The following is a 22,575-nucleotide window of genomic DNA, read 5'->3' as shown; positions in this document are numbered from 1 at the left end:
ATGCCAATTACCAAAGGGTAAAAATCAGGCCCGGTTCGAGGTAAACATCCAACCCCTTGGTGAGCAGTAGATAGAACGCCAATACGAATGGGAAAGACGCACCAAACAAGACGCTCTTGCGTCGCTCGCCGAGCAGGTAAAACCCCGCCAACAGGAAAAATCCCGTGGCTAAGACGAAGCCAAGATAGGTTAGGCCGAAGCCATACAGGGCCATCAGCACCAAAAAAGCGATTAACAGCTTCCAGTCAAACTTGGTTACGGCACCACTTTTGCTGTCGGGCTCGCCCGTTACTAACAGCAGCAACGCAAGCCCAATACCAATCACGGTAAGAATAAAGGGCAGGGTGCGAGCGTTGAACGGCTCGTACTCATCCCCTGGGAATAATGGGATTTGGTAGGTTTGGTAACCATAGCCCAAACAGAGTAGAAGAAAAATCAGCGCCCCGACACGGTCACGGCAGAGGAGAAACTCTGTTGAGAGTAGCTTATTGCTTTTAAACGAACTGGTTGGTAAATCCGACATATCCAACTCCAATCATTGAGGCAAAGACAAAAGAGGAAAAAGCCGTTATTGAAGCGTCAATGAAAAAGAGGCTCATCAACAAGGCGTGCTACTCGTGATAACAGGGACACAGTAGCAAGCAGGACTTTCAATAAACAAAGGAGTCGTTCTACTGCTCGTGGCAGCGCCTCAATAACGGCGAAACTGGATGGGGTTAGTGCATGGAATGAACCTGTCTAACCCCATATGAGGTGCTGTGAGCCTACTTTAGGAAGCCGAGCTCACGCATCAGGTCACCCATCTGCTTCTCTTGCTCTTCTAGGAAGACGTAGAACTCTTTGTCCGCTTTGTAGTTGTCGATCCAACCATTACGGTCACGAACCACTTTCCACTCATCGGTGTTGTACATTTTGGTCAGAGCCGCGTTCCACTCGTTGATCTTCTCTTGGCTCGCACCCGGTGCGGCAAAGAAACCACGCCAGTTAGCAAAGACGGTTGGGTTGCCGTATTCGGTTAGGGTAGGAATGTTTGACGCCGCTTCGAGGCGCTTTGGTGCGGTAATCGCGAGGATCTTCACTTGACCCGCTTTCGACATCTCAAGCACTTCACCTAGGCCAGTAGAAAGTAACTGAGTTTCGCCAGAAAGCAGTGCAGCCATCGCTTTACCGCCTGCGTCATAGGCGATGTAACGAACTTGTTTGGCATCAAAGCCTTGGCCTTTAAATGCTGCTGCGGCAACGAGGTGATCCATCGAACCACGCGCAGAGCCGCCCGCGATTTTTACTTTGAGTGGGTTCTCAGCGAAGTCTTTAGTGACCTCTTCCCATGTGTTGTATTTCGAATCTCCTGCCACCACGATGGCGCCGTAATCTGCGACTGTCGCTGCCACTGGCGTTAAATCACGGAAGGATTGAGGGAACACACCGCTCAGTGAACGCACCACGATCGGCGTTGAGTTGATCATTAGCGTGTCTTCTTGGCGTTTTGCCGTCTCGATCAGGTGCGCAATGGCTTTACCACCGCCACCACCAGACAAGTTTTGGTATGAGACATTCTCCACCAAGTTGGTTTTTTGCAGAACATCACCCGTACCACGAGCGGTCATGTCCCAGCCACCACCTGCACCCCCAGGGATGAGAAAGTGGATTTTTTCGATCTCTGCCGCGAAAGCGTTAAAAGAAAAAGAGGCGGCGATGATCGATGCGGCCAGAGTAGGTTTGAGTGCCTTAAACATGTTTCACGTTCCTTATGTCGGCGCTTCGGTGATGAAGCGAACTTATTGTTATCTGTGGTTCTTGTTATCAGTGGTTCCTCACTCGCCGTGGCGGGTTAGGAATGATGAAAGGTTAAAAAGGTGTTAACGGATTGTCTCTAAAAGGCAGTTAAAAAAAATAACGGTCATAAAGTCGATTTTGTTCATAAAGTTCACAAGACGGGAAGGAAGTGAGGAGGGAAGACAAAAAGAAGGTATACCTTAGTCTAAATTGTCGACAATTTACTTGATTGTCGACAATTTGATCGACTATTTTATATTCAGAGACAGACATTGTTGACAGATTGCCGTCAGGAAACGTATTTGAATATGAATGTAGACACCAAAGCCATTGGCAAACTTGCAGGCAGCGACAAGGAAAACACCAAGTCCGAGTCGCTGACCGAATCCTTGGTTGAAGCGATTGTGAATGGGCAGATCGCACCGGGAAGCAAGATCTCAGAACCCGAGTTAGCCAAGCATTATCATGTGAGCCGAGGTCCACTGCGTGAGGCGATGATGCGATTAGAAGGGCTTGGCTTGATCGAACGTGTTCCTCATGTCGGGGCGCGTGTGATTACCCTTTCACCTGAAAAATTGGTGGAGCTGTATGCGGTGCGTGAAGCACTAGAAGGCATGGCTGCAAGGCTTGCCGCTCGCCACATCAGCCAAGAAGAGCTGTTGAGCCTTGAGCTACTATTGTCGACACACTCGAAACACATCGATGAAGTTGAGGGTTCCTCTTACTTCCATCAACATGGTGATTTCGACTTTCACTATCGCATTATCAAAGCCAGTCGCAACCGTGAACTGATCGCGCTGTTGTGTGACGAGCTGTACCACTTATTGCGCATGTATCGCTACCAGTCACCTCGTGCACAATCACGACCCAAAGAAGCGTTGGAAGAGCACAAATTCATTCTGCAAGCGATTCGCAATCGAGATGAAGAGTTGTCGGAAATGTTGATGAGAAGACACATCTCCGGCAGCCGCAAATTAATCGAACAACAGATCCTAAAGGATTAGAGGAAACGTGTTATGAGCTTAACTCCGGGGGCGAAGTTCAGACTCGCCGTACAACAAAATGATCCGCTGCAAATCGTCGGCACCATCAACCCTTATTGCGCCATGATGGCCAAAAGCCTAGGCCATCAAGCCATTTACCTTTCTGGTGGCGGCATCGCAAATGCGTCTTACGGCTTGCCTGATTTGGGCATCACCACGCTTAACGACGTACTGGTGGACGTAGAGCGCATCACCAACGCCTGTGATTTGCCTCTGCTGGTGGACATCGACACCGGTTTTGGCGGTGCATTCAACATTGCGCGCACCATTAAAGCAATGGAGAAAGCCGGCGCAGCCGCCGTTCACATGGAAGATCAAGTGGCGCAAAAACGTTGTGGGCACCGTCCAAACAAAGCGATTGTTTCTCAGCAAGAGATGGTCGACCGCGTTAAAGCGGCGGTGGATGCACGAGTCGATGAGAACTTTGTGATTATGGCGCGTACCGATGCGCTGGCGGTGGAAGGGATTGATAGCGCAATTGAGCGTGCAATTGCCTGTGTAGAAGCGGGCGCGGACATGATTTTCCCCGAAGCGATGAATAAACTTGAGCAGTATCAGCAATTTTCTGCTGCCTTAGCGCAAGCCACGGGCAAGCACGTGCCGATATTGGCCAACATCACCGAATTTGGTCAAACACCTTTGTATGGTTGTGAAGAGTTAGCCAAATCCAGCGTGGATATGGTGCTGTATCCGTTGAGTGCTTTCCGCGCGATGAACAAAGCGGCGGAAATGGTCTATCGCCACTTGTTGGAAGTGGGCAATCAAGAGGCGTTAATCGATTCAATGCAGACGCGTAAAGAGCTCTATGACTATCTCAACTATCACGCGTACGAAGACAAGCTCGACCAACTGTTTTCAGAAGGAAAATAATCCCAACGCGCTTTTTAGATGAGAGCAAAGTAGGGAAGCCCAAGAAAAGTAGGGAAGCTAAAGATAAGAAAAACAAAAAACGGAAGTTCAAGAAGAATACCGTCGGAATTAACTTAATCCAATAACGTGAAACCGTCTGATGAAAAACACTCCGCTAGAGAGCAACGTCAGACAGAAAAGGAGTTCAAAATGCCTAGTTCTTTAACGAAGAAAGGTGAGTTAGGTGGCGCGGGCCTACGTGGTCAAAGCGCTGGAAGCACCGCTTTATGTACTGTCGGTAAAACGGGGACAGGGTTAACCTATCGTGGTTATGACATCACTGACTTAGCCAACCATGCACAATTTGAAGAAGTGGCACACTTGCTGTTACGTGGTCACTTACCGACACAACAAGAGTTGGATGCCTACAAAACTCGCCTGATCGGCCTGCGTGGCTTACCGGCCGAGTTGAAGCAAGCGCTGGAGCTGATCCCGGCTTCTGCGCATCCCATGGACGTGATGCGTACAGGGTGCTCTGTGCTGGGAAATTTAGAACAAGAAACCGATTTTTCGCAGCAGCTTGACGCGACAGAGCGCATGCTGGCGCTGTTCCCTGCGATCATCTGTTACTGGTATCGCTTTAGCCACGATGGCGTGCGTATCGATACGCAAGACCAATCGCAAGATTGCATCGGTGGTTACTTCCTCAAAATGCTCACCGGAAAAGAGCCCAGTGAACTGCATAAACAGGTGATGCATTGTTCGCTGATTTTGTATGCGGAGCATGAGTTTAATGCCTCTACCTTTGCCGCTCGTGTGTGTGCCTCAACCCTGTCTGATATCCATTCCTGTGTGACAGCGGCGATTGGCACTTTGCGTGGCCCTTTGCATGGTGGCGCTAACGAGGCCGCGATGGAGATGATCGAAAACTGGCAAACGCCAGAAGAGGCGGAAAGCAATATCCTGCGCATGTTAGCCAACAAAGAGAAAATCATGGGCTTTGGCCATGCGATTTATCGCGAAAGCGACCCGCGTAATGCTCTGATCAAACGTTGGTCACAAGCTTTGTCAGAAGCGGTGGGCGATACCCATCTTTACGCCGTCTCTGAACGTGTGGAAGCGGTGATGAAACGCGAGAAAGATCTGTTTTGTAATGCTGATTTTTTCCACGCCTCGGCCTATCACTTCATGGACATTCCCACCAAGCTGTTTACGCCGATTTTCGTCATGAGTCGCTTAACGGGTTGGACGGCGCACGTGTTTGAACAGCGTGCCAATAACCGAATTATTCGTCCAAGTGCTGACTATATTGGCCCAGATCACCAAGATTGGGTGCCGATTGAACAGCGCTAGCGCCTAGAGATTGACCTCTCTTCAATCACGAGGGGAGGTTTTCCGCAGTTTTGCATGGGAAGCAAGTCCATGAGCAATAAAAACAATACCTTATATCGCAAACCTCTACCGGGCAGTTCGCTGGATTACTTTGATGCGCGTGAAGCGGTCGAGGCGATATCTCCAGGCGCGTACGCGCGTTTGCCATACACTTCGCGCGTGTTGGCAGAACAACTGGTGCGCCGCTGTGAACCTAGCGCGCTTACCGACAGTCTGAAACAGTTGATTGAACGACGTCGCGATCTTGATTTTCCTTGGTATCCAGCGCGCGTGGTTTGCCACGATATTTTGGGCCAAACCGCATTAGTCGACCTTGCTGGTCTGCGCGACGCGATCGCCGAGCAAGGCGGGAATCCAGCGAACGTCAATCCTGTGGTGGAAACCCAACTGATTGTCGATCACTCGTTGGCGGTGGAATATGGCGGTTTTGACCCAGAGGCGTTTGAGAAAAATCGCGCCATCGAGGAGCGCCGTAACGAAGATCGATTCCACTTCATCGAGTGGTGTAAAACCGCGTTTGAAAACGTCAGTGTGATTCCGGCGGGTAACGGCATCATGCACCAAATCAACTTGGAAAAAATGTCGCCAGTGGTGCAGGTAAAAGAGGGCATCGCCTTTCCTGACACTTGTGTTGGCACTGACAGCCACACACCCCATGTCGATGCCCTTGGTGTGATTGCCATTGGTGTCGGTGGTTTAGAAGCGGAAACCGTGATGCTCGGTCGTCCGTCCATGATGCGTTTGCCCGACATCGTCGGTGTGAAGCTGATTGGTGAGCGTCAACCGGGCATTACCGCTACCGATATTGTGTTAGCCATTACTGAATTTTTGCGTCAAGAACGGGTGGTTTCCGCTTACCTTGAATTCTTTGGCGAAGGGGCCAAAGCGCTGACGATTGGTGATCGCGCGACCATTTCCAATATGACGCCAGAATACGGCGCCACCGCGGGCATGTTCTACATCGACGAGCAGACAATCAACTACCTACGCTTAACAGGGCGCGAGCCAGAGCAAGTGGCTTTGGTCGAAAACTACGCCAAACACACCGGATTATGGGCCGACGATTTACAGCAGGTCGACTATGAGCGTGTGTTGGAGTTTGATTTGTCTCAGGTCTCGCGCAATCTTGCTGGGCCGTCTAACCCTCATCGCCGTTTGCCCACCTCTGAGTTAGCTAGCCGTGGCATTGCCGGGCAATACCAAGAAAAAGAAGGTGAACTGCCAGATGGTGCAGTGATCATCGCCGCCATTACCTCGTGCACCAACACCAGTAACCCTCGCAATGTTGTCGCGGCAGGTTTGTTGGCGAAGAAAGCCAACCAGTTGGGCCTCATCCGTAAACCTTGGGTGAAATCCTCCTTTGCACCCGGCTCAAAAGTGGCCAAGCTTTATCTTGAAGAAGCGGGGTTATTGCCCGAGCTCGAAAAGCTCGGATTTGGCATCGTCGCGTATGCTTGTACCACCTGTAATGGCATGAGTGGCGCACTCGACCCTAAGATTCAGCAAGAGATCATCGACCGCGATCTCTACGCGACTGCGGTGTTGTCGGGTAACCGCAACTTCGATGGCCGTATTCACCCCTATGCTAAACAAGCGTTTCTTGCCTCTCCACCGTTGGTGGTGGCGTATGCGATTGCAGGCACGATGCGCTTTGATATTGAGCGCGATGTGTTGGGGATGGATAGCAACGGCAAACCAATTTATCTGCGTGACGTTTGGCCAAGCGACGAAGAGATTGATTCAGTCGTGGGCAGCTCTGTGAAGCCTGAACAGTTCCGCCAAGTCTATATTCAAATGTTCAAACTGGATGAAAGTGAGCGTAGCGAGTCACCACTTTACGATTGGCGTCCGATGAGCACCTATATTCGCCGACCACCCTATTGGGAGGGCGCTCTCGCTGATGAGCGCACGCTTTCCGGTATGCGGCCTTTGGCGATTTTGGGAGACAACATCACCACCGATCACCTTTCACCATCGAATGCGATTTTAGCCAGCTCTGCGGCGGGCGAATACTTGGCAAAAATGGGCGTGCCAGAGGAGGACTTTAACTCCTATGCCACCCATCGCGGCGATCACTTGACCGCGCAACGTGCAACGTTCGCGAACCCGAAACTGTTTAATGAAATGGTGAAAGAGAATGGCCAAGTGGTGCAAGGATCGCTCGCTAGAGTGGAGCCAGAGGGGAACGTCACTCGCATGTGGGAAGCGATTGAAACTTACATGCAGCGCAGGCAGCCATTGATCATTGTCGCTGGCGCGGACTACGGACAAGGCTCCTCTCGCGATTGGGCGGCAAAAGGGGTTCGACTTGCTGGGGTAGAAGCCATCGTTGCGGAAGGCTTTGAGCGCATTCACCGTACCAACCTCGTCGGCATGGGCGTGTTGCCGCTGCAATTTAAAGCGGGTGTGAATCGAAACAGCCTGCAACTGGACGGCACCGAGCTCTATGACGTGATGGGGGAGATCAAACCCGGAGCCGACCTTGCGCTGGTCATCACTCGCACCAATGGGGAAAAACTCGATGTCGCGGTGACGTGCCGTCTTGATACCGAAGATGAAGTGCATGTGTATCAAGCAGGCGGTGTGTTGCAGCGATTTGCGCAAGATTTTCTCTCCGAGCAAGGAGCGTAACGATGAAACCTTCTACACGATCCTCCACACAAAGCGCTACACAGCGCGAGGCGCGGATGAGCCAGATAAGAGTGCCTGCCACGTATATGCGAGGCGGCACCAGCAAAGGGGTATTTTTCAACCTTGCAGAGTTACCGCCAGAGGCACAAGTGGCGGGGGAAAAACGTGACCAACTGCTGCTGCGTGTGATTGGCAGCCCAGATCCCTATGGCAAGCAGATTGACGGCATGGGCGGGGCGACATCCAGCACTAGCAAAACGGTGATAGTGAGCAAAAGCAGCCGAGCCGATCACGATGTCGATTACCTGTTTGGTCAAGTCTCTATCGATAAACCGTTTGTCGACTGGAGCGGTAACTGTGGCAACTTATCTGCTGCGGTTGGCCCATTTGCCATCCATGCTGGCTTGATTGACGAAAAACGCATTCCTCAAAATGGCGTGGTGACGGTGAAAGTGTGGCAAGCCAATATCGGCAAAACCATTGAAGTGCACGTGCCCATTCAAAATGGTTCGGTGCAGGAAACGGGCGAGTTTTCTCTTGATGGCGTGACATTTCCAGCCGCAGAGATCCAAGTCGATTTCGTTGACCCAGCCGATGGCGAGGGGAGCATGTTTCCCACTGGCAATTTGATTGATGACCTTGTCGTACCGGGTATTGGCACCTTTAACGCCACGCTCATTAATGCGGGCATTCCCACCATTTTCCTTGATGCTGAGGCGTTGGGGTATTTGGGGACGGAACTGCAAGAGCAGATCAATAATGATGAGCAAGCGTTAGCCAAGTTTGAAACCATTCGTGCTTATGGCGCGCTAAAAATGGGGTTGATTACTTCGATTGAAGAAGCAGAAGGTCGCCAGCACACCCCAAAAGTGGCGTTTGTCGCGAAGCCGAAAAGTTACCAAGCCTCAAGTGGCAAAGTGGTGGAGGCGGGAGAGGTTGATCTGCTGGTTCGCGCCCTTTCAATGGGCAAGCTGCATCACGCGATGATGGGGACCGCAGCGGTCGCGATTGGCGCTGCCGCTTGCGTGCCGGGCACTTTAGTGAACTTAGCGGCAGGCGGTGGTGAAAAACAAGCGGTCACCTTTGGCCATCCGTCTGGGACGTTAAAGGTGGGTGCGCAAGCGAAAGCAACACAACAAGGCTGGGTGGTGGAAAAAGCCATCATGAGCCGCAGCGCTCGTATACTGATGGAGGGCTTTGTGCGTGTTCCCTCCGATGTCTTTGAATAAACCTATCAGACGAGTTTGATCTCTTCGTTTGATTACAAGGTCAGGACAGACTGGAGGAAACACTATGTCTGCATATCAGAAAGAATATCAATGGGCTAAGCAGCAACCGGAAAGCTTTTGGCAAGCCCAAGCAAAGAATATCGATTGGTTTGAGTTCCCTAAAACCATTCTTGCCAATGATGCAAATGGCATTGAGCGTTGGTACCCCGATGGCTTGCTCAACACCTCATGGTTGGCTCTCGATTACCACTGTGAACAAGGCCGAGGCGATAAAGCGGCATTGATATACGACTCACCCGTGACTGAAACCAAGCAGGTTTACAGCTATTTTGAAATGCGAGACCGTGTGGCACGTATTGCCGGTATGTTGGCTGGCCAAGGCGTGACGAAAGGCGATCGTGTGGTGATTTACATGCCGATGATCCCAGAAGCCGCGATGGCGATGCTGGCATGTGCACGTTTAGGGGCGATTCACTCCGTGGTATTTGGTGGCTTTGCCCCGAATGAATTGGCGGTGCGCATTGAAGATGCCGAGCCTAAAGTGATCATGACGGCCTCTTGTGGCATCGAAATCAATAAGGTGATTCCCTACAAACCAATGGTTGATAAGGCCATTATGGAGAGCCGCTGGAAACCGGAAAAAGTGGTGGTATTGCAGCGTCCTCAGTGCGATGCCCAGCTCAGCAGCGAACGTGATCTTGATTGGCATCAAGCGGTTGAAAATGCGCTACCGCACGCTTGTGTTCCTGTATTGGCAACGGATCCCCTCTATATCCTCTACACTTCAGGCACGACGGGCAAACCGAAAGGGGTGGTGCGTGACAACGGTGGCCATGCCGTGGCCATGAAGTATTCGATGAGCGCCATTTACAATATGCCGCAGGATGGCGTGTTTTGGGCGGCATCTGATGTGGGGTGGGTCGTCGGGCACTCTTATATTGTGTATGCGCCGTTGATTCATGGTTGCACCACGATTTTGTTTGAAGGGAAGCCAGTACGCACGCCGGATTCTGGTGCATTTTGGCGCGTGTGCGAAGAGTATGGAGTTAACGTTCTTTTCTCAGCGCCAACGGCGTTCCGAGCGATTAAAAAAGAAGATCCGCAAGGCGAGCATCTAAACAAGTATGATCTTTCAAAGTTGGAGACCATCTTTATGGCGGGAGAAAGGCTTGACCCGCCAACCTTGGAATGGGTTCAAAGTCAAACGGCCAAGCCCGTGATTGACCACTGGTGGCAAACTGAAACCGGCTGGGCGATTGCTGGCAACATGGTGGGTATTGAGTTAATGCCAGTCAAAGCGGGTTCGGCCACCATGCCTATTCCGGGTTATCAAGTGGAAATACTGGATGAAATGGGGTTAAGAGCAGGGCCAATGCAGCAAGGTTTTGTCGCACTGAAAAGGCCTTTGCCGCCAAGCTGTTTGCCAACCGTATGGCGCAATCACGATCGATTTGAATCGGGTTATCTGAGCCAGTTCCCGGGTTACTATGTTTCGGGGGATGGCGGTTATCTGGATGAAGAGGGGTATCTCTTTATCATGGGGCGCATTGATGATGTGATTAACGTGGCGGGGCATCGTCTCTCAACCGGAGAAATGGAAGAGATTGTTGGCGCGCACCCTGCTGTCGCGGAATGTGCGGTGGTGGGTGTGCACGATGAACTCAAAGGACAGTTGCCGCTGGGCTTTGTGGTGCTCAAAGATGGGGTGAAAATCGACCCAACCGAGCTGGAGCAAGAGCTCGTCGGCAAAGTGCGTAATGAAATCGGCGCCGTTGCCTGTTTTAAACAAGCCTTGGTGGTTGAGCGATTACCCAAAACGCGCTCAGGCAAAATTTTGCGCCGTACCATCCGTCAAATTGCTGATGGTGAACAATACGCTGTGCCATCTACCATCGACGATCCGAGCAGTCTTAATGAAATCGAAAAAGTACTGAGTCGTTAACGCTATCGCCAATCCATCGTCAATAGTGATGGATTGGCAAATTCACTTGCTTTATCCACTGTCGCGCCACACACTTAGGTCATTATTTTCCCTCAAGTTGCCATCTATGACCGCGTTTATTCTCTCTTCTGCACGTCCTTCAGACCTCGAAGCCCTTAATGATTTGATGTTCGATTTGCATGATGAACATCATTTACAGTGCCCTGAATTTTTTAAAAGCGCAGAAGATATCGAGCAAGAGAAAAGCATTGCTCGCTATCTCGATGATCCTGAATGTTTGGTGTTTGTCGCTAAAGTTGATGAGGAAGTGGTGGGGTTTGTGTCAGGGCATTTTTGCGAGCTGATTTCGACAGTGAGCCGCCCTTTACCGATGGGCAGTGTCGATGAGTTATACGTTGGTAAGCCGTTTCGCCAACAAGGAATTGCTGAGGCGCTGTTAGCCAAAATCGAACAAACTTTCCGTGATTATGGTGTTGAACAAGTGTTTGTTGAAGTATGGGATTTCAACCAAACCGCGATTGCTGTGTATGAGAAGAATGGTTTTCAGCCGCATATTCACTGGTTGAGAAAATCGCTGAAAAACTGAGTGGTTACTCTGGGTGAGATCAACTCCTTGTGTGCTGTTATTGCAACAGTCTCGCTTATGAAAAGGCTCTTACTGATTGATTTGTAAAATAAATATGTGAAACGGATCATTTTGTTGTGTGAATGTAACAAGATGTTTAGCTCGAATGTTGCACGTCTCTCGCAAGCTCTATAAATAATTTATAAATCGAGTTGGGAGGTCGATTTTTATCTGCTTGTCTAATATGTGGCGCAATAAGCGCCCGATTAAACAAGAGGAAATGACATTGAAATCGACAGGGAAACTTACTCTGCTCAGCTTGATGATGTTGTCTGCATCGGTCAGCGCAGAGGTTCTTTCACAGACGCAAACAGACGTTGTTCAATCGAATGACATTCAGCCCCGTATCGTTGGCGGTACTCCCGCCAATGCGAGTGAATGGAAGTTCTACACGCAAATTGTCAGCCGTAACAGCAACCGCTCTTATTGTGGCGCAAGTTACATTGGCAATGGTTATGTGCTGACGGCTGCTCACTGTGTCGATGGCGACCTACCAAGCCAGATCGCCGTCAAAATCGGTGGCGTTGTTTACAACGGTACGGATGGGGTGCGATCCAACGTTAGCCAAATCTACATGCATCCTGCCTACAACAAATCGACGTTTGAAAATGACATTGCACTACTCAAACTTAGCCAAATACCGCAAGGTGTGACGGCGGTTGATATCGCGGCGGGTAGTTTGAGCCAATATGCAGCGGTGGGTGACTGGCTGACGGTCGCAGGGCTAGGTCGTACGACAGAAGGTGGCAGTTCACCAACGGTACTACAGGAAGTGGATGTTCCATTGATATCGGATGCCACGTGTCGCCAAGCGGGGGGAAGTTACGCCAATGTGGGAGAGGTGGCATTTTGCGCTGGCGTGCCACAAGGTGGCATCGATTCTTGCCAAGGTGACAGTGGCGGACCGATCGTTATCAATCGAGCGGGTTCCATTACGCAACTTGGGATCGTCAGTTGGGGCATTGGTTGTGCTCGCCCAGGCAAATACGGTGTGTACAGTGATATTGCCGCGCTTCGCAGCTTTGTTGATGGTATTGTCGGTAATGTCACACCGCCATCAGAGACCGTTTCCGTCGGATATACACCTTCCCAAACACTAACGGCATTCAATGTTGGTGAGCTGAAAAGTCACACGTTCACGATCAAAAATACAGGAACAGGCAGCTTTACGGTTGACCGCTTGAGTGTGACCGGATCTGGCGTTGCCACTCAGCCAGTAATCAGTCGTGATCTCTGTACATTGTCGACGCTTTCTAATGGGCAAACCTGTCGTGTCTCTATTGAATTTGGCGCAAGCACAGCTGGTACGGCCAAAGCGGCGTTAGCGTTTGAAATCGACAAAACCTCAACAATCTATCGCGCAGAAGTCTCAGCAAGCGCGAAACATACCAACACACCACCAGATGGCACGTGCGCCAATGAATGGCAGGCAAGCAAAGTCTACAACGCGGGTGATGTGGTGAGCTGGGCTGGTCAATCTTGGAAAGCCGGTTGGTGGACTCAAGGAGATAACCCGTCTGACTCTGGTCCGTGGGGAGTATGGCAAGTTGTCGGTAGCTCAGATTGTTCGGGCTCGGGCACCACACCCACAGAGCCTCCAACGACGCCTGAACCGCCAACAACACCCGAGCCAACACCGCCAACCGATGCGAATGCGTATCTGGCGGGGACAAATTACAGTGCGGGTGATGTCGTGACTAATGTGGGGTCGACATACCAGTGTAAGTCGTGGCCTTATAACTTATGGTGTGGTTCAACACCGAGTGCCTATGAGCCAGGCGTGGGTACCAATTGGCAACAAGCTTGGACAAAACTTTAACTTACTCACAAGCCTCGTTTGCGAGGCTTGTTTCTTTTTAGCAGCTAAAGACACTGAGGAGTGAAGTAGGGCGTCAACCGAGAGGCGTGGCTATGGTTTGGGACGACAGATACGACGTTCAATACGGCTTTCATCTCGCAGATTGAAGTTAATTTAGGTCGAAAAATATCGAGTTTCCTGTCATTATTGCGCCAACTCTTTTGAGCAGAGTGCTCTCGGTGTACGAATCGATGGCTTCGTTCTAAAAAGATACAAATAAAACAATAGGTAAAGTAAAGGTTGTCTGGCGTGTATAAGCGGTCATTTTTCGTTGTAATCAGTCTCATTATTTCATTGGTGTTTTCCACTTTCTCTTTTGCGGCCTCTTCAACCTCATTACCTGAGGGATTGAAAGGGGCGCTGTGTATCGTCCGTGCAGATGACAAGTTGGTTTTAGTCAATGAGATCTTAACTCATCAAATTTCTCTTCCTGGAGGAACGATCATTGCGGGTGAGGACCCTGCGGTTACCGCGCAAAGAGAAACTTGGGAAGAAACCGGGCTGGTGGTTACCGTAGGTAAAGTGCTTGGCTACAATGAACAGGCGGTATTCTATGACTGCATTTCTGATTCATCAGTAGTGGCATTCAACTTCAACAATAGTTTAGATGGCAATGAGCTTCCGGTTTGGTTTGCCCCACACTACGGCGTCGAAATTGCCTCTGCCATGCTACTGTCTCCTTTGGCGCTTGAAGCGAGTCAATACCGTTATCCGCAACAGTGGCCAATGGTGCAACAGATGTTTGGCCAAGCGACGGATCAAGCAGTGGCCTACGTCAATGATTTGGTTGAATCGGCGCCAAGTTACCATCAAGTAGAGCTGGGTTGGTTAATGCAACTGCAATCGTTTGTGGCATCGTCTCCAGTGCTGAGCGCATTGGGCTTGTTGCTCAGTTACTTCGCGATTTATCTGACTTCGCCTGAAATACTTTTAGTGGTAATGCCATTAGCAATGTGGCGTTTTGGCCGTGACTTTACCTATCAACTGTTTTTTGCCGTTGTTGCGACCTCACTGCTTTGCTTGGTTGCTCAACAAGGGTTTGCACTTCCGAGGCCACATGTCTATTGGCCAGTGCTTGAGATGACGCAAAGTTATGGCTTCGGCTTCCCGAGCTTACCTATTGCGGTTTGGGCGTGTTTGTCTGCTTTGATTTTACACCGACTAGCCTGGTTGCGAAGTGGAAGAGCGCTAAGATTGACTTCATTGGTGATCAGCGTGGTGATGCTTGGCAAGTTCTATTCTGGCGCCGCGTTTATCGCCGATATGATGATTGGCGGTTTGCTCGGTGGCTTAGTGGCCTGGCACATCATTCGTTTGGATAGCAAACCGAATGTGAACGTTGCTCAGTTGCTTGGTGCAAAAAGCGTTTGGATTGCGATGGCCGTGTTGGCAGCCGTGTTAACCGCCATGTGGCCATTACCGGTGTTTTCCGCTTGGTTAGCCACATTAATTGTGATTTCACTGTTGGTGGTGTTCTTCAAAACCTCTAAGGTATCACTCTCTCAAGGTCATACGTTGATCATTGTTGTGGCGTTGCTTTCCTTTAACTTGATCATCACCTTGGCTCAAGGTGTTATCGCTTATAGTGGTCTCTATTCTTTCATTGTCGAGACTTTGCGTTATCCTCTCATCGCCTTATTGTTTGCGGTTTTAACAAAGCGTTTCAATCAACAGAATTAAGTGAAGAAATAAAAACGCCTCGGTTTTTTGTCCGAGGCGTTTTTGTTTTGCTCTTGGCAAATTAGCATTTGAATTGCGACACAAGGCGATCCAACTGACCACATTGCTGTGATAGACGTTGAATGGCGGTCTCGGCATTTTGAACCACGCTCACGATCGCGCTGCTGTTGTCTGCGATGCGTTGAACGTTGGCGTTTACTTCTTCACTTACGCTGCTTTGTTGATTCGCCGCGGTGGCAATTTGTGTGTTCATCTCACTCATATTGGCGATAGCGCGTAAAATCTCTTGCAGAGAATGAGTTGCAGATTGCGCTGACTCAATCGTGGAGTCACTGCTGCGTTTGCTTGATTCCATTACCGATACCGCTTGGCGAGCGCCGCCTTGCAGACGTTCAATCATGGTTTGGATTTCACCGGTACTTTGCTGAGTGCGGCTCGCGAGTGAACGCACTTCATCTGCGACAACGGCAAATCCACGGCCTTGCTCACCAGCACGCGCCGCTTCGATGGCTGCGTTTAGCGCCAGAAGGTTGGTTTGTTCTGCGATGCCACGAATCACGTCCAAAATAGACGCGATGTTACTCACATCATCGTCAAGCGTATGGATCACATGACTTGCGTTGTTAATATCGTCAGCAAGGCGGCGGATCGCATCCACAGTGCTATCGACAATTTGACTGGTGTTTTGCACTTCTTGATCGGCGTTGTGGCTTTCTGTTGCAGCATCCGTTGCGTTGTCACTCACGCTTTGACTGGTTGCCTGCATTTCATGCACGGCTGCCGCTACTACTTCGCTTTCTTGCTGTTGGCGATAGGTTGAATCTGCAACAGAGCGAGTGATTTCCGTTAGCTGATTCATTTCACTACGGACATTATTGGTCGTGTTCACCACCTGCTCAATGGTTGCTTGGATTTTGCTGACAAACACGTTAAACGCGCCAGCAAGTTGGCCGATTTCATCATTGCTATCCATTTCAATGCGCTGACGCAAATCACCATCACCAGAGGCAATTTCATCCATCGCGCTGCGAATGTGTTCAATTGGCGTTACGATGGCTTTAATTAAGAACCAGCACATTGCTGTGGCCAGTAGAATGACAAAAAGGGTACCGAGTTCCAGTGTTCTTTCCGCTTGAGAGGCTGCGTTATTAATTTGTTGCTGAAGAGTATTTTGCGCCTCTTCCACTAATTTCTTAACAACATTGAGTTGTTTACGAGTGGCTGAAAACTTCTTATCGAATGTGCCCTTATTTTCATCGTAATAGGTAAACCATTGATCCTCAGGTAGGCTGAGTAACGTTTCGTAATCCTTTAGCCAGCTATTGGCCAGTGTGACTAACACGTCGAGCTCACGTTGCGCGGTGGAAGGCAAAAGCCCTGAATCGATTAACTTTTGCGCCGCTTTCATACGAGGAATAGCTTTGTGTGCGTTGTCTTTGTATTCAAACTGCTCGCGTTCAATTTCTTGTTTGGTATCAGAAAGAACCAAACCTTGGATCGCGGAAGTCGCCTGATACATATCACGATACGCATCTTCAATGGTGAAGAGCGTTGGCATGATGTCATCACGAAGGGTGTGAGTTAGCTCGGTTTGCTTTTGAGAAGCGAGAATATTCAACACAGAGCTAACGGCGAATAGAGAAATAATAAGAAAAACAGGGAAGATGATTTTTTGTTTTATTGAAAGATTAACAAACATTTAGTGCTCACTTTGTTGAGATTAAAGTAATCACACTAATGCTATCATTTTGGCGGTGTCTTGTACGGTAAAATTTAGTTGAGCAAGATAAAGTTTTAACTCGCTCCCAAAATGTGAGATAGACCAGAGGGCATGAGCCCTCCGGTAGGAGCGTTAGGCATTGAGCACAAATTTTTCAATCGCCGTTGCGACGCCATGGTCATTATTGCTGTCGGTGATGTAATCTGCGATTTGCTTGGTCTCTTCCATGGCATTAGCCATAGCAATGCCAAGCCCTGCGTACTTCAACATATGGTGATCGTTTTCGGCATCTCCCATACAAATTACTTCTTCCGCGCGAATACCGAGATATTCTGCAATCGCAGCCACACCAATTCCTTTATTACTGGCTGGGTTTAAAAACTCGAGGAAGAATGGAGCGCTCTGGACAATGGTGAATTCATCGTGCAATACGGCGGGTAGGGCGGCGATGGCTTTGGTGAGCTCTGAGGGCTCAGCCACAATCATGGTTTTGATGATTGGATGGTCATCCGCTAAGGCATCAAAATTCATTTCGGTAATGCTGAGACCATTGATGTTGGCTTCAATGCCGGTGTACGGATTGTTTTGCGGAGTAATCAGGCCAAATTCTTTGCTGAATGCGTGTACGTATACACCCAGTTTGTCAGCCAAACGAGCGATTTTTTTTGCCGCTTTGCCATCGATGATCTGCTCATGGATGAGTTCACCCGTCGCCACGTTCTTGACCATTGAGCCGTTGTAAAAAAGAACAAAGTCTTTGTCTGAATCGATCTGTAGTTCTTCCAGTTTGCTTTGCATCCCCTCTAACGGGCGGCCAGAAGCAAGTACCACGGTCACGCCTGCCGCGCGAGCTTGGCGAATCGCTTCTTTATTGGGTTCAGAGATCTGTTTATCACTATTGAGTAATGTGCCGTCCATATCCAGCGCAATCAACTTGTACATGCTTACCTACACTTAATGAAAATGAAAAAGAGAAAAGAATAATGAGGCGTATGAAACTATAAAATGAGTCAAATTAACAATGAATTTTTTCGTTGAGAAGAGATTCATTTGACCTAGGAGCGACTCTCATTTAAGGTCTGCGCCTTGCGAAAAATTTTTAGGGTTGTAGTGACGTTGTACAAAGTTAACGAGATGTTTGAAACCATTCAGGGCGAAGGTGTGTTTACTGGTGTTCCAGCGGTTTTCGTGCGCTTACAGATTTGTCCTGTAGGGTGCTCTTGGTGTGATACCAAGCAAACGTGGGAAGCTGCAGAGCAAGATGAACAAAGTTTTGCGGAGATCATCGTTAAAACAGGCGACAGTCCGACGTGGTGTCAAGCGGATGCCGAATCCATTGTTGAGCAGTACCAACGTCAAGGCTACAGCGCCAAGCACATCGTCATTACTGGCGGTGAACCTTGTCTGTACGATCTTACTGAGTTGACACAAGCATTTGAAGCCATTGGCTGCCAATGTCAGATAGAGACCAGTGGCACTTATGAAGTCAAAGCAAGCGCAAACACTTGGGTGACGGTATCGCCTAAAGTCGCGATGAAAGGTAAGTTGCCGATCTTAGACAGTGCTTTGCAACGAGCCAACGAGATCAAACATCCGGTCGGTACTCGGAAAGACATCGACCAGTTAGATGCTTTACTGCTTCGTGCTCAAGTGCCTGCAACAACGACGATCGCACTGCAACCGATTAGTCAAAAAGAGAGAGCGACTCAGTTGTGCATCGACACCTGTATTAAGCGCAATTGGCGTTTGTCGATTCAAACACATAAGTACCTGAGTATCGCGTAAGAGGGATTATTTATGAACAAAGCCGTAGTGGTCTTTAGTGGTGGTCAGGACTCGACGACCTGTTTAGTCAAAGCACTCAATGAATTTGATGAAGTGCATGCCATCACGTTTGATTATGGCCAACGTCACCGTCTTGAAATCGAAGTGGCGCAAAATCTGGCAAAAGAGCTGGGTGTAGCGGCGCACAAAGTGATGGATGTGACGCTGCTCAATGAGTTGGCTATCAGTTCACTGACTCGCGACGATATTCCCGTATCTCATGAACTGCAGGAGAATGGTTTACCTAACTCGTTTGTTCCTGGTCGTAACATTCTTTTCCTCACGCTGGCGGGTATTTACGCTTATCAAATTGGCGCAGAGACGATCATTACTGGGGTGTGTGAAACCGATTTTTCTGGCTATCCAGATTGTCGTGATGACTTTGTCAAAGCGATGAACAGTGCTCTTGTGAAGGGCATGGATAAGCCATTAGTGATCCAAACACCACTCATGTGGCTCAACAAAGCCGAGACGTGGGCGCTTGCGGATCAAAATAACGCTTTGCAATTAGTCAGAGAAAAAACCTTAACATGTTACAACGGTATTATTGGGGATGGTTGTGGTGATTGCCCTTCTTGTCATTTACGTAAAGTCGGACTGAATGACTATCTAGACAACCGTGAGGCGATCATGGCTTCTCTAGTTGAAAAGCAGCACGCGGAATCTTAATAAACGAAACACAAAATGGCATCATTGCTGTTGAGTTGCGATAATTCACTGGCGCCTTTGGCGCACAGGAATTATCGCTTTTATATTTTCTGTTCAAGCAAATATGGGGTTAAATCGCGGCGTTGTAGGCGTCAATGATGGTGTTACGGCCGTTTTTCTTCGCCTGATAAAGCGCTTGATCCAAGATAGAATAGAGCTCATCGAAATCTGCAAGCGCTCTAGGAGTGGCGAGAAAAGAGAAACTAGCACTAACAGATACAGCGGTGTTCGATGGAGACGCGATGCGGCATTCGCTAATAAGATCATGCAACTTTTCAACGCGAAATTGCACATCGATATCTTCGACTTCTCGCAGCAACAAGATAAATTCCTCACCACCTAACCGGCCAAGAATATCGCCTCTTTGCAGCTCCCCAAGCAAAGTTTTGCAAATAGTGATTAACAGCTTATCTCCCGTTGGATGACCAAACTGATCATTGACCCATTTGAAGTTATCGAGATCAAACAGAATCAAAACGTTTTTGCTGTGTGGATGCTTTGCGGAGCTCGCTTGCTTAATTGCTTTGATCGCTGAGCCACGATTTAATGCTCCCGTCATCATATCGAGCTGAGATTGCTTTCTTTTTTGCTGACTCGTGAGGAAAAATAACCCAACAACGATAAGCGTTGCCGCGACCAATAAGCTATACAGTGATTTTTTCTGTTGGTAGTTTTGCAGCTCAATCAGTTTTTTTTCGTTGTCACTTTGCAATTGTGCAATGCGCAGTTGGTATTCAAACTGCTGCTGAGCAAGATCCAACGCTTCAAGTGCACTGGTCGTGTCTTTGTCTCTTAATCGAAACTCGATCTCGGCATATCGGTGGTAACACTCGTAGGCTCGGGGAAAATCAGCCAGAGCTTTATAAGTCTCAGAAAGTTGTAGTGATGCTTTTGCCTGAAGCGAAAGAAAATCCATTGAAACCGCAGATTGATACGCTTGGTCGGCATGAGAAAGTGACGCCTGAAGCTCACCTGCCTGCAAGTAGGCAAGGCTAAAGCGATAATGAATTTCCGCGCTTAAACGGTGGTTTTGACCCAAGTTGGCTTCATTTAGCGCTTGATTAAGCAGTTCCTTTCCTTTTGCGAATTCCCCTTGTTCAATATACAAAGAGCCAAGTCCGGAATAGGTCATTGCGAGGCCGAAGGTATGTTGGTCTTTGCGTAATAGGGCCAGTGCTTGTTGATAATAACTCTCGGCTTGCTCGTGTTTGTGCCAATCTGCATAGAGCTGTGCGAGGCTGTGTAACACTTGAGCAAGCTCTGTTGGCGAGTTTGCATTTTGTCGAATTGCCAAAGCATCGAGAAGGTAGTTTTCTGATTGTTGAAACTGGCTGACTTCACGTAATTGGTTGCCAATATCATTAAAAGCGCCCGAACGATCGGCGTTAGCGGGTAGGGCATGCAACATCTTCTGGTAGTTTGCTAGTGCAAGATGGGGCTCGCCTCGGTAACTGAAATTGTTGGCGATGATACGATAGCTCAGGTACTTAGGCAGTAATGTACTGTCATTGCTATCTATCTGTTGTTGTAGCTTTGAGCAGAAGTGTTTCGCTTTGTGGAGTTCACCTTGCTCGTTCAGTGTGTAGCAAAGCTGATAGTAAATGAGTTCTTTGGTGTTTTTTTCATCGAGTTGAGCAGCATGATTCAACACGGCACGGAATTTCTCAACGGCAGAATCGTATTGCCCCTCTTTACGCAAATACATTGCATCGACATAGAGAGCTTCTTGGCGAGCAAAGTGGCTATCGCTATGCTGACTTGCACCATAGTAGGGCTGATCCCTATTTGAAAGGTAATCAAACAGTAGCCCGCTGACGTAGAGCTTCTCGGCGCTTGGCAATAGTGCTGAGTAACGCTCTTGTAGCAAGTCAAAGGCTGCGCCGTCATCGGCCTTTAGTTTCTGTTGATAGAACTCATACCAATGATGAAAACTGCTACTTTCCGCGAAAGCGGGTACGGAACAGAACAGTAGAACGAACCATAAAAGTAATTTACGTATAAACATGGTGTTAGAAAGGGGGAACCAGTCGCCTATCTTATCTTTTACGTACGGAGAACGGTGTGATCCACTCGATAACTAACGATAAAATATGCATATGATTTCAATGTTTTTCGATAGAACGAAGAGATTTAATGTTCCAATGTACAAAGACCAGCATTTGTAATGCTGGTCTGCAACAGATAAATGAAACGAATCTGAAGATTATAGGTACATTTTTGCCAATTCTGACGGTTCGATTTCTTTACCTTCAAGTTGAGCATTCCAGTTAACACCAACAAGAACACCGTCTTCATCTAAGGTGATCAACCAATCTTCAACGAAGATGTCTAGAGGAATTTCTAACACTTCAAAGTCAGCCCACTCTTCAACGTTATGTGCCATAGCGTCTTCTTTGGTTGACCAGAATGGCATAACTTCACTTTGCTCAAACTCTGTTGAGTCACAAGCTAGCCATCCTTCTTCGTTACGCAAACCCCAAACCAACTTGGTGCTTTGAGTCTCTTCAATAAATAATTCTAGGTTTGCTTGGGTATCTGCGGTCAATTTGCTCATTGTAAAATCTCGTTATGAATAACCGTCGCTAAGAGTATCACTTAATCCAAGAGTTACCAATGCGAGATTAATTTCTGAGTAAAAGAAAAGGGGCGAAATGCCCCTTACGTGAAAAACTACTTCTTCGCTTTCGGTATGCTAGTAAAAATAGTCCACTCTTCTTTCACATCGCCTTTGTATCCTACAACAGAGGCGACGACACGTCGGTTAAGTGCGTGACTGACTTCATCCGTCCCTTCATTGGCTAAGGCACTATCACCGAAGCCGACGATACGTACTCGGCTTTGAGCAATACCATAACCAATCAACATTTCACGTACGTTATCAGCTCGGCGCTTGGACAGATCTAAGTTATGTTCTGCATTACCCGTACGGCTTGCGTAACCTTGTAGTTCGATTGAAGTTGATGGGTAAAGCTTCAAAAACTCTGACATCTCTTTAATCTGTTTACGGAAAACAGGATTAATTTTATCTGAGTCATTCGCAAACAAAACTCGGATTTGCATCTGCTGCGAGGTTTTAACGTAAGTACCACAACCGTCATTATCAATTTCAGCAGTGCTTGGTGTATCAGGGCACAAGTCTCTCGCGTTGATCACACCGTCTCGATCTTGGTCTTGCAGATCAGCAACTTGATCGGCGCGTGGTGTCGCCAAGTAGTCGTACTCATCAGCTTTATCGCTTGCAATAACGGACGTTGCCGAAAATGTTAAACAAACGAGAGGCAAAATAAATGCTTTCATA

At 48.6% G+C, this 22,575-nt stretch carries 18 protein-coding genes; 11 read left to right on the top strand and 7 right to left on the bottom strand.

Annotated elements, in window-relative coordinates:
* Nucleotides 1-7 precede the first annotated feature (7 nt).
* Together AOT11_RS00135 and AOT11_RS00130 are read right to left on the bottom strand one after the other, a co-directional pair.
* The gene (locus tag AOT11_RS00135) at nucleotides 8-523 is read right to left on the bottom strand and encodes a tripartite tricarboxylate transporter TctB family protein (protein ID WP_038939048.1); all 516 of its coding nucleotides are present in this window, start codon (nucleotides 521-523) and stop codon (nucleotides 8-10) included.
* Nucleotides 524-764: 241 nt separating this feature from the next.
* Entirely contained in the window at nucleotides 765-1,736 is a 972-nt protein-coding gene (locus AOT11_RS00130) for a tripartite tricarboxylate transporter substrate binding protein (RefSeq protein WP_017422154.1), read from the bottom strand.
* A 348-nt stretch (nucleotides 1,737-2,084) separates the two neighbouring features.
* On the opposite strand from AOT11_RS00130, the gene AOT11_RS00125 reads away from it, so the two are divergent.
* The 9 genes from AOT11_RS00125 (at nucleotide 2,085) to AOT11_RS00085 (ending at nucleotide 15,025) form a co-directional block, all read left to right on the top strand.
* The gene (locus AOT11_RS00125; protein ID WP_017422153.1) at nucleotides 2,085-2,780 is read left to right on the top strand and encodes a GntR family transcriptional regulator; all 696 of its coding nucleotides are present in this window, start codon (nucleotides 2,085-2,087) and stop codon (nucleotides 2,778-2,780) included.
* Between the two features lie 12 nt (nucleotides 2,781-2,792).
* Nucleotides 2,793-3,689 carry a methylisocitrate lyase gene (gene prpB, locus AOT11_RS00120; protein WP_017422152.1) on the top strand — a complete coding sequence of 299 codons (897 nt, stop codon included), beginning with the start codon at nucleotides 2,793-2,795 and terminating at the stop codon, nucleotides 3,687-3,689.
* 189 nt (nucleotides 3,690-3,878) lie between these two features.
* Nucleotides 3,879-5,021: a bifunctional 2-methylcitrate synthase/citrate synthase gene (prpC, locus tag AOT11_RS00115; protein WP_026050704.1), complete on the top strand. Its 1,143-nt coding sequence runs from the start codon at nucleotides 3,879-3,881 to the stop codon at nucleotides 5,019-5,021.
* Nucleotides 5,022-5,075: 54 nt separating this feature from the next.
* Complete coding sequence (gene acnD / locus AOT11_RS00110; protein WP_017422150.1) at nucleotides 5,076-7,691, top strand: Fe/S-dependent 2-methylisocitrate dehydratase AcnD; 2,616 nt, start codon at nucleotides 5,076-5,078, stop codon at nucleotides 7,689-7,691.
* A gap of 2 nt (nucleotides 7,692-7,693) precedes the next feature.
* Nucleotides 7,694-8,920, top strand: coding sequence for a 2-methylaconitate cis-trans isomerase PrpF (gene prpF / locus AOT11_RS00105; RefSeq protein ID WP_017422149.1), 1,227 nt, complete (start codon nucleotides 7,694-7,696; stop codon nucleotides 8,918-8,920).
* Nucleotides 8,921-8,984: 64 nt separating this feature from the next.
* Nucleotides 8,985-10,862, top strand: coding sequence for a propionyl-CoA synthetase (locus tag AOT11_RS00100; protein WP_017422148.1), 1,878 nt, complete (start codon nucleotides 8,985-8,987; stop codon nucleotides 10,860-10,862).
* A 106-nt stretch (nucleotides 10,863-10,968) separates the two neighbouring features.
* Entirely contained in the window at nucleotides 10,969-11,448 is a 480-nt protein-coding gene (locus AOT11_RS00095) for a GNAT family N-acetyltransferase (RefSeq protein ID WP_017422147.1), read from the top strand.
* Between the two features lie 223 nt (nucleotides 11,449-11,671).
* Nucleotides 11,672-13,306 (top strand): trypsin-like serine protease, encoded by a 1,635-nt coding sequence (locus tag AOT11_RS00090; protein ID WP_017422146.1) that lies wholly within the window; start codon nucleotides 11,672-11,674, stop codon nucleotides 13,304-13,306.
* A gap of 288 nt (nucleotides 13,307-13,594) precedes the next feature.
* Nucleotides 13,595-15,025 carry a bifunctional NUDIX hydrolase/phosphatase PAP2 family protein gene (locus AOT11_RS00085; protein WP_017422145.1) on the top strand — a complete coding sequence of 477 codons (1,431 nt, stop codon included), beginning with the start codon at nucleotides 13,595-13,597 and terminating at the stop codon, nucleotides 15,023-15,025.
* A 61-nt stretch (nucleotides 15,026-15,086) separates the two neighbouring features.
* On the opposite strand, the gene AOT11_RS00080 is transcribed toward AOT11_RS00085, so the two are convergent.
* Both AOT11_RS00080 and AOT11_RS00075 read right to left on the bottom strand, forming a co-directional pair.
* Nucleotides 15,087-16,724 carry a methyl-accepting chemotaxis protein gene (locus AOT11_RS00080; RefSeq protein ID WP_017422144.1) on the bottom strand — a complete coding sequence of 546 codons (1,638 nt, stop codon included), beginning with the start codon at nucleotides 16,722-16,724 and terminating at the stop codon, nucleotides 15,087-15,089.
* A gap of 153 nt (nucleotides 16,725-16,877) precedes the next feature.
* Complete coding sequence (locus AOT11_RS00075; protein ID WP_017422143.1) at nucleotides 16,878-17,687, bottom strand: Cof-type HAD-IIB family hydrolase; 810 nt, start codon at nucleotides 17,685-17,687, stop codon at nucleotides 16,878-16,880.
* A gap of 192 nt (nucleotides 17,688-17,879) precedes the next feature.
* On the opposite strand from AOT11_RS00075, the gene queE reads away from it, so the two are divergent.
* Both queE and queC read left to right on the top strand, forming a co-directional pair.
* The gene (gene queE / locus AOT11_RS00070) at nucleotides 17,880-18,530 is read left to right on the top strand and encodes a 7-carboxy-7-deazaguanine synthase QueE (RefSeq protein ID WP_026050700.1); all 651 of its coding nucleotides are present in this window, start codon (nucleotides 17,880-17,882) and stop codon (nucleotides 18,528-18,530) included.
* Nucleotides 18,531-18,542: 12 nt separating this feature from the next.
* Nucleotides 18,543-19,238 carry a 7-cyano-7-deazaguanine synthase QueC gene (gene queC / locus AOT11_RS00065; RefSeq protein WP_017422141.1) on the top strand — a complete coding sequence of 232 codons (696 nt, stop codon included), beginning with the start codon at nucleotides 18,543-18,545 and terminating at the stop codon, nucleotides 19,236-19,238.
* Nucleotides 19,239-19,347: 109 nt separating this feature from the next.
* Here queC and AOT11_RS00060 read toward each other — a convergent pair whose 3' ends face one another.
* The 3 genes from AOT11_RS00060 to AOT11_RS00050 form a co-directional block, all read right to left on the bottom strand.
* Complete coding sequence (locus AOT11_RS00060) at nucleotides 19,348-21,282, bottom strand: tetratricopeptide repeat-containing diguanylate cyclase (RefSeq protein ID WP_017422140.1); 1,935 nt, start codon at nucleotides 21,280-21,282, stop codon at nucleotides 19,348-19,350.
* Between the two features lie 198 nt (nucleotides 21,283-21,480).
* Nucleotides 21,481-21,831, bottom strand: coding sequence for a DUF2750 domain-containing protein (locus AOT11_RS00055; RefSeq protein ID WP_011080558.1), 351 nt, complete (start codon nucleotides 21,829-21,831; stop codon nucleotides 21,481-21,483).
* Nucleotides 21,832-21,947: 116 nt separating this feature from the next.
* Nucleotides 21,948-22,574 (bottom strand): OmpA family protein, encoded by a 627-nt coding sequence (locus AOT11_RS00050; protein WP_017422139.1) that lies wholly within the window; start codon nucleotides 22,572-22,574, stop codon nucleotides 21,948-21,950.
* Between the last annotated feature and the right edge of the window lies 1 nt (nucleotide 22,575).

Source organism: Vibrio vulnificus NBRC 15645 = ATCC 27562 (assembly GCF_002224265.1).
GTDB lineage: Bacteria > Pseudomonadota > Gammaproteobacteria > Enterobacterales > Vibrionaceae > Vibrio > Vibrio vulnificus.
The sequence above is the reverse complement of the archived record's forward strand: the minus strand, read 5'-3'. Positions and strand labels throughout refer to the sequence as shown.